The organism is Blautia sp. LMAG:89, from assembly GCF_008679485.1.
Classification (GTDB): Bacteria; Bacillota; Clostridia; order Lachnospirales; family Lachnospiraceae; genus Blautia_A; species Blautia_A fusiformis.
Genome location: NZ_NANC01000004.1, coordinates 52,435 through 63,230 on the forward strand (window position 1 = coordinate 52,435; position 10,796 = coordinate 63,230).

At 44.7% G+C, this 10,796-nt stretch carries 9 protein-coding genes; all 9 read right to left on the reverse strand.

What is annotated here, in order from left to right; genetic code table 11:
* Positions 1–72 precede the first annotated feature (72 nt).
* The 9 genes from dnaJ to CCC70_RS04315 all read right to left on the reverse strand — a co-directional run bounded on the left by dnaJ (position 73) and on the right by CCC70_RS04315 (position 10,588).
* On the reverse strand, positions 73–1,272 hold the full coding sequence (gene dnaJ / locus CCC70_RS04275) for a molecular chaperone DnaJ (protein WP_021977659.1): 1,200 nt from the start codon (positions 1,270–1,272) through the stop codon (positions 73–75).
* A gap of 21 nt (positions 1,273–1,293) precedes the next feature.
* Positions 1,294–3,186: a molecular chaperone DnaK gene (dnaK, locus tag CCC70_RS04280; RefSeq protein ID WP_110102502.1), complete on the reverse strand. Its 1,893-nt coding sequence runs from the start codon at positions 3,184–3,186 to the stop codon at positions 1,294–1,296.
* A 53-nt stretch (positions 3,187–3,239) separates the two neighbouring features.
* Positions 3,240–3,875 (reverse strand): nucleotide exchange factor GrpE, encoded by a 636-nt coding sequence (gene grpE / locus CCC70_RS04285; protein ID WP_059085388.1) that lies wholly within the window; start codon positions 3,873–3,875, stop codon positions 3,240–3,242.
* 18 nt (positions 3,876–3,893) lie between these two features.
* Positions 3,894–4,937 (reverse strand): heat-inducible transcriptional repressor HrcA, encoded by a 1,044-nt coding sequence (gene hrcA / locus CCC70_RS04290; RefSeq protein WP_015527075.1) that lies wholly within the window; start codon positions 4,935–4,937, stop codon positions 3,894–3,896.
* Between the two features lie 176 nt (positions 4,938–5,113).
* Positions 5,114–6,367 carry an ABC transporter substrate-binding protein gene (locus CCC70_RS04295; RefSeq protein WP_287084337.1) on the reverse strand — a complete coding sequence of 418 codons (1,254 nt, stop codon included), beginning with the start codon at positions 6,365–6,367 and terminating at the stop codon, positions 5,114–5,116.
* A gap of 15 nt (positions 6,368–6,382) precedes the next feature.
* On the reverse strand, positions 6,383–7,492 hold the full coding sequence (locus CCC70_RS04300) for a glycoside hydrolase family 172 protein (RefSeq protein ID WP_118071207.1): 1,110 nt from the start codon (positions 7,490–7,492) through the stop codon (positions 6,383–6,385).
* Positions 7,493–7,529: 37 nt separating this feature from the next.
* Positions 7,530–8,384, reverse strand: coding sequence for a carbohydrate ABC transporter permease (locus CCC70_RS04305; protein WP_287084338.1), 855 nt, complete (start codon positions 8,382–8,384; stop codon positions 7,530–7,532).
* 11 nt (positions 8,385–8,395) lie between these two features.
* Positions 8,396–9,274, reverse strand: coding sequence for a carbohydrate ABC transporter permease (locus CCC70_RS04310; RefSeq protein WP_278592856.1), 879 nt, complete (start codon positions 9,272–9,274; stop codon positions 8,396–8,398).
* 78 nt (positions 9,275–9,352) lie between these two features.
* Positions 9,353–10,588, reverse strand: coding sequence for an extracellular solute-binding protein (locus CCC70_RS04315; RefSeq protein WP_330577133.1), 1,236 nt, complete (start codon positions 10,586–10,588; stop codon positions 9,353–9,355).
* Between the last annotated feature and the right edge of the window lie 208 nt (positions 10,589–10,796).

The following is a 10,796-nucleotide window of genomic DNA, read 5'->3' on the forward strand; positions in this document are numbered from 1 at the left end:
TTCTTTTAATATACACGAATACAGAAAAAAAAGAAAGAGGCATTTTGTGCCTCTTTCCTGTTTTCACTTTATTTATTCCTCAAACATTTCCTTTACTTTCTCACGGAAACCTTTTTTCTTCTTTTCTGTTTTTTCAGATTTTTCGGAAGTCTCGGCTGTACTGTCTGCTGCCGGACGGTTGCCGCATGCCGCATCAAAAGCCTCCAAAGCTTTCTTTGCCTCCTCATTAAGGTTAGTCGGAGTCTGGACTACCAGTGTTACATAGTGGTCACCACGAACGTTCTTGTTACGTAATGACGGAACACCTTTGCCCTTCAGGCGGATTCTTGTATCCGTCTGTGTTCCCGGTTTCACCTCATAGGAAACCTCACCGTCAACGGTATTAATACGCATCTCACCGCCGAGTGCAGCCTGTGCAAATGTGATCGGAGCTGTTGAAAAGATATTCATATCCTGTCTCTGGAAGATCGGATGACGGGCTACATTTACCTCCACCAGCAGATCTCCTCTCGGACCGCCGTTGGTTCCCGGCTCACCTTTTTCACGGATACGGATGCACTGGCCATTGTCGATACCGGCCGGTACAGATACCTGGATCTTCTTTCTGGAAGAAGTATATCCGGTTCCACGGCAGGCACTGCATTTATCCTTGATCACCTTACCGGTTCCATTACAGTCCGGACAGGTCTGAACATTACGTACCATACCAAACATGGACTGCTGAGTGTAAACGATCTGACCCTGGCCTTTACATTTCGGACATGTGACCGGTGATGTTCCAGGTTTCGCTCCGGTTCCGTGACATGTGGTACACTCATCCTTCAGAACGATCTCCAGCTCTTTCTCGCATCCGAAAACCGCTTCCTCAAAAGTAATGTTCACACGTGCACGAAGGTTGGCACCCTTCATCGGTCCATTGTTGGCCCGTCTGGTTCTGCCTCCGCCGCCGAACAGGTCTCCGAAGATATCTCCGAAGATGTCTCCCATATCCGCACCGTTGAAGTCGAATCCACCAAAGCCGCCGGCACCGCCTCCGCCGCCGTTTTCGAATGCTGCATGACCAAACTGATCATACTGTCTTCTCTTGTCGGCATCACTTAAAACGGAATAAGCCTCTGTCGCCTCTTTGAACTTCGCCTCAGCCTCTTTATCACCCGGATTTACATCCGGGTGATATTTCTTGGCCAGCTTACGATATGCTTTTTTTAATGTTGCGTCGTCGGCGTTTTTATCCACACCTAAGACTTCATAATAATCTCTTTTATCAGCCATTGTAATTATTTCCTACTTGTCTTAGACTTCCTTGTAATCAGCATCTACAACATCATCGCCGTATCCTGCTTCATTTCCGCCCTGGGCACCAGCGTTTCCGCCCATGTTGCCCATATCCGGTCCAGGACCAGCCTGACCCTGAGCTCCCTGAGTCTGCTCATACATCTTGGAGAACAGTTTCTGAGCGCTCTCCATCATCTTCTCCTGTGCAGCCTTGATATCTGCAACCTGAGAATCAGTAAGCTCCTGAGCATTTGCTGTCTGTGCAAGAAGATCTTTCAGTGCATTGAGGTCAGCCTCAACACTTGCTTTATCGTTTGCGTCAAGCTTGTCGCCAGCTTCTTTCAGTGCATTCTCAACCTGGAATACCATGGAGTCTGCATTGTTTCTTGTGTCGATAGCCTCTTTACGTTTCTTATCCTGAGCCTCGAACTCAGCTGCTTCTTTGACAGCTTTGTCGATATCGGAATCGGACATGTTAGAACCAGCTGTGATCGTGATGTGCTGCTCCTTACCTGTTCCAAGATCCTTAGCAGATACATTAACGATACCGTTGGCATCGATGTCAAATGTTACCTCGATCTGCGGAACTCCACGACGTGCTGGCGGGATTCCATCCAGGCGGAACTGGCCGAGGGATTTGTTGTCTTTCGCGAACTGACGCTCACCCTGTACAACGTTGATATCTACAGCTGTCTGGTTATCTGCTGCTGTGGAGAAGATCTGGCTCTTCTTTGTAGGAATTGTAGTATTTCTCTCGATCAGACGAGTTGCGATACCACCCATTGTCTCGATGGACAGTGACAGTGGAGTAACATCCAGAAGAAGGATATCACCGGCACCTGCATCACCTGCAAGTTTACCACCCTGTACGGAAGCACCAAGTGCAACACACTCATCCGGGTTCAGGTTCTTGCTTGGCTCTTTGCCAGTTAACTGTCTTACCTTATCCTGTACAGCCGGGATACGGGAAGAACCACCAACCAGAAGTACCTGGCCAAGCTCAGAAGCTGTGATACCTGCATCAGACAGTGCACGGCGAACCGGCTCTGCAGTCATCTCTACAAGGTCATGTGTCAGCTCATCAAATTTAGCTCTTGTAAGGTTCATATCAAAATGCTTCGGTCCCTCAGCTGTAGCTGTGATGAACGGAAGGTTGATGTTTGTTGTTGTTGCGGAAGAAAGCTCTTTCTTAGCCTTCTCAGCTGCCTCTTTCAGTCTCTGAAGAGCCATCTTGTCGTTGCTTAAGTCTACGCCCTCTGTTCTCTTGAACTCAGCAAGCATGTAATCTGTAACTTTCTTATCAAAGTCATCTCCACCAAGACGGTTGTTACCAGCTGTGGAAAGAACCTCGATAACGCCATCACCGATCTCGATCACGGATACATCGAATGTACCGCCGCCAAGGTCGTATACCATGATCTTCTGCTCTTTCTCATTGTCAAGACCATATGCAAGAGCTGCTGCTGTAGGCTCGTTGATAATACGTTTTACATCAAGACCTGCGATCTTACCTGCATCTTTGGTTGCCTGACGCTGAGCATCGTTGAAGTAAGCCGGAACTGTGATAACTGCCTCTGTTACTTTCTCACCAAGATATGCCTCTGCATCCTTTTTCAGTTTCTGAAGGATCATTGCTGAGATCTCCTGTGGAGAATATTTCTTGTCATCGATGGTTACACGGTAATCGGTACCCATCTCTCTTTTGATAGAGGAGATCGTTCTGTCTGCATTTGTAACTGCCTGACGTTTTGCAGGCTCACCTACCAGACGCTCTCCTGTTTTTGTGAATGCTACAACGGATGGTGTTGTTCTTGCGCCTTCTGTATTTGCGATAACTGTCGGCTGTCCACCTTCCATTACGGCTACACAGCTGTTTGTTGTACCTAAGTCAATACCAATAATCTTTCCCATGATTTTTTCCTCCTGTTTTAGTCTGTATCTGTTAAAATAAAGTTTGTTGTCAGTTAGTTCGCAACCTTCACCATACTGTGGCGTACTACGAAATCCTTGTAGGTGTAACCCTTCTGGAATTCTTCCACCACGATGTTCTCTCCAACCTCTTCATCCTCCACATGCATCACTGCATTATGGAAATCCGGGTTGAATTCCTTTCCCACTGCTTCGATCGGCTTCACACCAAGCTCATCCAGTGTTGTGGTAAGCTGCTTGTAGATCATTTTCATTCCATCTGCAAAAGCATCGCCTTCCTGTGCCTGTGCAAGACCTCTTTCAAAGTTATCCACAACCGGCAGGATCTTTTCAACGATCTCTTTTGCTCCGATGATGTACATACTGGATTTTTCTTTTTCCGTTCTTTTACGGAAATTATCAAATTCAGCCATGGTACGCTTCAGGCGATCGGTAAGTTCCTCCACCTTCTGCTCAGATTTATCTTTTTTCTTCTTTCCGAAAAAGGAAGTTTTTGATTTTTCTTCTTTTTTATCCTCTGAGGCAGCTTCTTCGCCTGGAGTATTGTTTTCTTCCTCCGGCAGATCTTCTCCCTCCGGTGTCAGGTTTTCTTCTTCCTGATCTCCGTCAGTTACGGGGATTTCCTTCTCCGCTTCCTGCTCTTCGGATGTTTTCTTTGTTTCCTCCGACACTTTTTTTCTACCGCCTTTCTAAGTTTTCTTCTTTTTCAAAACGTCATCCAGATGATTCTTCAGTTCCTTCAGACTGTCCACTACATTCTCATAATCCATTCGTTTGGGACCGATGATCCCGATGGTTCCGTACATTCCGTCTCCCAGTTCATATCTGGCAGTTACAATGCTGCAGTCCTTCATGGTCTGGATCGGCATCTCATCACCGATGTAAACCTGGATTCCTGTATTCTCTCCATCTGACATCTGTTCTTTTACAAGATCGGCAAGTTCATGCTTCTCCTCAAATGCGGAGATCAGCTCCGTTGCCTTCTCTTTATCGGCAAGCTCCGGATACTTGAAGATGTTAGTTGCACCTGAAGTATAGATCTCCATATCTTCCTCTTCCACATGAATGGTGGCTGCCACTGCATCCAGAACCGTTGCCACCACACCGCTGTGGCTGCCTGCCTGTTCCTTCAGTCTGGCGATCATCCCAAGGTTGATATCCTGAATCGGGATCCCATTGAGATTGGTGTTAAGAAGAAGATTCAGTTTCAGGATCGTCTGGTCGTCCATTTCCTCATCCAGATTGATGATCTGGTTCCGGACTGTATTGTTGTCACTGACAACCACTGCCACAAGCTGAAGCTCGCTCATTCTCGACAGCTGGATGAACTTGATCTTGTTGCCGCTGTACTGCGGAACGGAAACCATGGTAGCATAGTTGGTATTGGAAGCAAGAACCTTCGCAACCTTCTTAAGCACCTTATCCATCTTATCTGTCTTCTCAATGATCAGATCTCGCAGCTCTGCAACCTCCGCTTCCTTCTCCTTCATCAGCTCATTGACGTAAAGTCTGTAGCCTTTATCTGAAGGAATCCTTCCTGCTGAGGTATGAGGCTGGACGATATAGCCCATATCTGTCAGGTCTGACATTTCATTTCGGATCGTTGCGGAACTGACATTGAGATCCGCATACTTGGAAATGGTCCTGGAACCAACCGGTTCTCCGGTTTCCATATAGGTCTTGATGATTGCTTTTAAGATTTTTTGCTTGCGCTCATTCAACACCTCTTCCATGAATCCATCTCCTTTCCTTTTTATTCTTTCCTGACGGATGTTGATTCTTTTTTTACATCTGTTAGCACTCATTTTAGTGGAGTGCTAACATCTACAGTCTTTAAGATATCACCATGTAAAATATTTGTCAATATGTTTTGAAAAAAAGTTCTTATTTTTTCAAAACAAAAAAAGCATCAGTACGATGCTTTTTTGTAATACTGGTCTATGCAGTTCTGTGCCCCGGCAAAAAATTCCGCTTCTGTTTTCTGTCCCAGCACATATTTCTGAAATTCCGTTCCCATGGACGAAACAGCTTCTATGGAATCGGCACACAGTGGTCTTGCCTTCAGCTTATAATCTTTCAGATATTGCCGGATCATTTCAATGCCATCCAGATCAAAATTCTTATCCTCGATCACATCCAGTCTTGCCGGACACATTCTTGTCAGCTGTCCGTAATTTTTACTGGCCTCATATCCGGACACATACTGAAGGAACTTCAGAGCTGCTTCTTTATGATCAGAATTTTTATTCAGTACATACTGCCAGGTTGCGATATTGGTCACCTTCTCGTCAAATTCCGGAAATGGTGCCATATGGATCTTATCTTTTCTATACACGCCTGCATTCTGAAAGGTACTCAACGCACCGGTATACATGAACATACATCCATACTGGCCGTTTATAAATTTTTCATTCAGCTGGTCATGCTGGTCGATCAGATTCTCCTCTGATATCATCCCTGTATCCAGCATTCGCTTCATATATTCTGCCGCTTCTCTTGTTTTCGGATCCGTCCAGTCTGTATAATCTCCTCCGAAAAAATCGACATACTCGCTGATACTATTATATATGTAAGAAATCTCCCATGCATCCCCGTATGCATATTTTCCCGTATTCTGAAGCTTTTTCTGAAGGATCTCAAGATCACTGAGACAGGAGAGTCTGTCCAGACCAGCCTGATCCAGCAATTCCTGGTTCACCCAGAATGCCATAATATCCATTTTGAACGGTACCGAAAAAATATGTCCGTCTGACATGCATATTTCTTTCAGGTATTCCTGTGGAAAATTTGCCGCTGTCTCCTCTGTCATAACCGTATCTTCCAGCGGAAGAAGACATCCCTTATGTTTAAATTCGGATATCATCTCATCATTTACTGTGATCAGATCAACAGAATCATCTCCTGATGTCAGAAGAGTTGCTATTTTGGCCTGGCGGTTGTCCGCATTAGCCGGACATTTTTCGATATGGATCTCTATTCCAAGATCCTTTTCCGCCTGACTGATAAAAGAATCAAAGCCCTCTATGTCTGCATCCATATGAAGGATCGTCAGTTCCTGTCTGTTCTCCGGCACAATATCAGATGCAGCCTCCTTCTTCTGGACTCCACATCCTGTCACTGCCAGAGCCAGGGCAAATACCCCGCAAAATACCTGTTTTTTCAATCTCTACCACCCTTTTTATCTGGGCCATCTATCCTCTTTTGACATCAACGGCTGGAACGGTGCATGAGGAAGTGTCTGATACCAGTACGCTACACTTGCCACATCATCCTGTCGTTCAAACAGGCCACGGTATCCGACGCCTATCTGCTGAATCGTAACGCGAAGATCCTCTTCAAAGCAGATCGGATCCTGTAAATGCCATCTGTAAAAGCCTCGCATTGGCGGGCAGTCATCATTATGATAAAAATTGTGGATCAGTTCGTCATGGGCAGAATAATACGGATATCCCAGATATGGTGTGTTATAATTCTGTTCCACGGTTTTTCCATCCACCTGTTTAGCAAAGCTCCAGGAACCTCCAAAGTAATCTTCCGTTCCTGTTCCGCAGATGGTCGGATACTCCTCATCCCCGTCAATATAAAACTTCATTTCTCCCTCGCCCCACCAGTAACGTTCCAGTGTGGTAAGTGCCATGTAGGTTCCTATATAATGGCCTTTTCCTTTTACTCCATCCAAAATTGTATAATCTTTTGTTTTTTCTGTCAACCGTTCCCTTCTCCACTGCGCATGGAAATAAGCAATATCGTCCGGAAGCTCATCATAGAGACAGTAATCTACCTGATAGAAAAACGCCGGGATTTTATTTGCATGCTGGTTTTCCAGTGTGATCTTTGCTTTCTTCTTAAACGGCATCGGGAAATAGCAGTTAAATCCCCTGCTTGGAACAACAGCCACAGGAACAGAATTTACCAAACATTCCCTTCCGAATCCGCAGCAGAAGAAATCGCCCAGAGGACTTTCCACGGAAGGAGTTTCCTCGTCATCCCAGTACATACGGATGACAAGATCCCTCAGCACAAAGCAATCTGCCTCTGTAGTCTTGTTATCAACGGTGATCCAGATATGATTGATCTGTCCCGGTCCTTCCATTTCTGCCAGAGTTACCACAGCTCCCGGCTCTATATCCTTAAGACACGGACTTCCTTTTCTGGATGGTCCCAGATGACTTGCAGCCATACCGCCTCTGCCTTTTTCTCCATGAGGATTCTCCGCATTGATCGCACGGCTTTTTCCGTGCTTTGCAAGTGCGATTCCTCCAAGTCCGCCTGTAAATGCCTGATACATATCTGCATTCTCCTTTCCTTTGGAAATTAAAAAATATTTACGCTTTTACTCCACCTGCCATGATACCATCCATGATCTGTTTCTCAAAAACAGCTACAAAGATAATGATCGGAAGAAGGATGATCCATCCCATGGAGCTGACCAGATCCCACGGAACTCCATACATGTTATCACGTAACGGAAGCTGTACAATGGAAACGGAAAGTACCTGAATACCATTTGAATAAAACAACGGTGTGAAAAAGTTATTCAGACAGGTAATAAAGTTGATAATGCAAACCGTAGCGATCGCCGGCTTCATCAGCGGCAGAACGATCGTAAACAGTCTCTGTGAAAAAGATGCGCCGTCAATAGCAGCTGCCTCCTCCAGTGAGATCGGGATCTCACCGACAAAGTTTCTGAGGATCAGGACCGTAAACGGTATAACGGTACTGATATAAAGAAGGATAAGTCCCGGATATGTATCATACAGCTTTACCTTCTGCATAAACTCATACAGCGGACGGGCTGTAACAACCTCAGGGATCAGCATGGTAGCCAGCACAAATGCAAATGCAACAGAAACTCCCTTTGAGTTAAATCTTGAGAATCCATAGGCAGCCATTGCACACAGCACGGTACTGATCACAAGTGTAAGGCCTACGATCAGAACTGTATTTCCAATCTTTGAAAGCAGTCCTACATTCTGTATCAGAAATTTATAGCTTTCCAGTGTGGGATGATCCGGAAGATAATCGATCGGTGTTTTAAACAGTTCTCCTGACGGTGTGATCGAAGAAATAAAGATCCAGTAAACCGGGAACAGGATCAGAAAAGCCACAACTGCAAACAGAACCCATCTTCCAACGGCTACCACTCCATGATAAACATTATATTTTCCTGTATTCTTCACGATAATTCCCCCTAACTGTCAAACTTATTCATAACACGTATATTCAGCCAGCTGAAGATCGCCATTACAACAAACAGCAGCATAGCCAGCGCCGAAGCATATCCTACGTTTAGATTTGTAAATGCTTCTGTTGTGATTCTGTATGCGATCAGCGCAGTATCCTCTCCAGGGCCTCCAGATGTCATGGAATAAACCAGATCGAAGGTTGTCAGTCTCCAGAGTGTGAACGGAATACATAAAGTCAGGACATTTTTTGCAATCAGCGGAAGTGTGATCCGGAAAAAGCTCTGGATCCCGTTTGCACCGTCTACCTTTGCTGCCTCATAGATATCGCCGGAAATAAACTGAAGTCCGGAAAGTACAAGGATTGCAAAGAACGGAAGGTCCTTCCACAGGTCCATTGCAATTACCGCTGCTCTTGCAGTACCTGTATTGATCAGCCAGCTGTTCTGGTAACCCGGTACAAACCAGCGGATAAAATCATTGATCAGACCATAATCATTGTTAAATGCCCATTTTGCAGCCATACCGGCTACTACTGCAGGCATAGCCCACGGGATCAGAACGATGGTCCTCAGAAAACGGCGGCCTTTGAATTTCATATTCAGGATCAGTGCCAGGATAACTCCGAGGATCACATGCAGGATCATGGAAACAACCACAAATATTGCCGTAAAGCTGATCGATGTGAGCACTTTAGGATCAGAAAATACCTTCAGGTAATTCTTGAAGCCTATAAATTCATTGATACCTGCAAGGATACTGATATTAAAGAAGCTGTTTTTCACAGTCATCAGAATGGGATATAATGTTGTAAAGCCTCGAATCAGTACAACTGGCAGGATCAAAAGCCACGGTATCCACTTCATAGTTTTTTTACTTATTGTCATGGAACTTTCCTCCCTGTTCATCAAGCAATGTAAAGCAGACTTTTACCTCTGCTTTACATTGCTGTTTTTTTATATCTTTTACTTATACATATCTACCACATCCTGAGCCTTCTTGCAGAACTCATCAACTGTGATCTCGTCTTTCATACAGGACTGGAAGATTGTTCCCATATCGCTGATAAATTCCATTGTCTGTGCCACCATCGGACGTCCCTGTACATTGCATTCATTTGCATATCTGCTGTACATTTCTTTTGCCGGGTCAGAATCCGGAACTACCTTCTCTGCAACATCCTTTCTTGCAGGATATCTGTCAAATGCTTTATAGGAAGCTTCCATTCCGCCTTCATCAGCCATATACTGGAGGAATTTCACAGCTGCATCTTTATTCTTGGATGCTTTGTTGAGAACATAGCTCCAGGAATCTGTAAAGATCGCACGCTCTCCCTTACCGCTGAAATCCGGTACCATTTCCATGTGGATCTTATCTGCGCCAAGCATACCTGCCTTTTCATAATCTGTTCCAAGGCCCCACATGAACCAGCATCCATATTTTCCGTCATTGACCTTCGGATTCATCTGCTCATATTTATCAGCGATCTGCTCAATGGATGTTTCTTTATTAGCAACCAGATCGTGGAGGAACTGAACTGCTTCCTTGTTTTCCTCTTTGGTCCAGTCAAAATAATCGCCGCCGAACATGTTTACAAACTGTGCAAGCTCGTTAAATACATAAGTTTTCTCCCAGGAACCGCCGTAGCCGAATCTTCCGTCCTTGGAAACAGCCTTCATATACTTCATGAAATCCTCTTTTGTATCAATGGATTTGATTCCGACCTCATCCATGATCTCCTGATTTACCCAGAATGCAAGATATCCTGTATAGCCTGGAACACCGATGATGTTTCCGTCCTTATCTGTGATCATATTCTTTACATATCCCTGGGCAAACTGATCAGCGATATCATCTGTCATTACTGTATCATTCAGTCCTTCCAGCCATCCGGAATTTTTAAATGCCGCACTCATCTCATCGTTGATCTGAATGACATCCACGGAAGCATCTCCTGTGGAAAGCATTGTGGTGACCTTCTGCTGACGTGTATCTGAATCTGTAGGTGCCGCAATTACATTAATGTTTAGGCCCGTGGCATCTTCCACATTTGCAAGCCAGTCCTCAAAATCCGGGTCTGTGGTGTCGATGCTGTATAAGGTAAGATCATATTTCTCCTCTGCGGAAACAGTAACCACGTTACCTGCCATACCCACAACCATCGCTGCTGCCAAAACTGCACTCATTACTTTTTTCTTCATATCTTTCTTCCTTTCTGGACATTTTCGTGTTTGTCCACACCTGTTTTTGATGGTTTAAGGATACCAGAGAGCCCCCTCATTCTAAATACAATATTTTATGATTTCTTTATATTATTTTTCGTTCTCTTGTATTTTTGTTGTTAATTTTTTATAATTCTTTTATATAATCTATATTTGTAACGGCTTTTTTTCACAGCTGGATTCGGTT

Excerpts from the sequence above, each read along its gene's own strand:
- CCC70_RS04315 (WP_330577133.1), bottom strand. The coding sequence starts at position 10,588 with ATGAAGAAAAAAGTAATGAGTGCAGTTTTGGCAGCAGCGATGGTTGTG.
- CCC70_RS04300 (WP_118071207.1), bottom strand. The coding sequence starts at position 7,492 with ATGTATCAGGCATTTACAGGCGGACTTGGAGGAATCGCACTTGCAAAG.
- dnaK (WP_110102502.1), bottom strand. The coding sequence starts at position 3,186 with ATGGGAAAGATTATTGGTATTGACTTAGGTACAACAAACAGCTGTGTA.
- hrcA (WP_015527075.1), bottom strand. The coding sequence starts at position 4,937 with ATGGAAGAGGTGTTGAATGAGCGCAAGCAAAAAATCTTAAAAGCAATC.
- dnaJ (WP_021977659.1), bottom strand. The coding sequence starts at position 1,272 with ATGGCTGATAAAAGAGATTATTATGAAGTCTTAGGTGTGGATAAAAAC.
- CCC70_RS04310 (WP_278592856.1), bottom strand. The coding sequence starts at position 9,274 with ATGACAATAAGTAAAAAAACTATGAAGTGGATACCGTGGCTTTTGATC.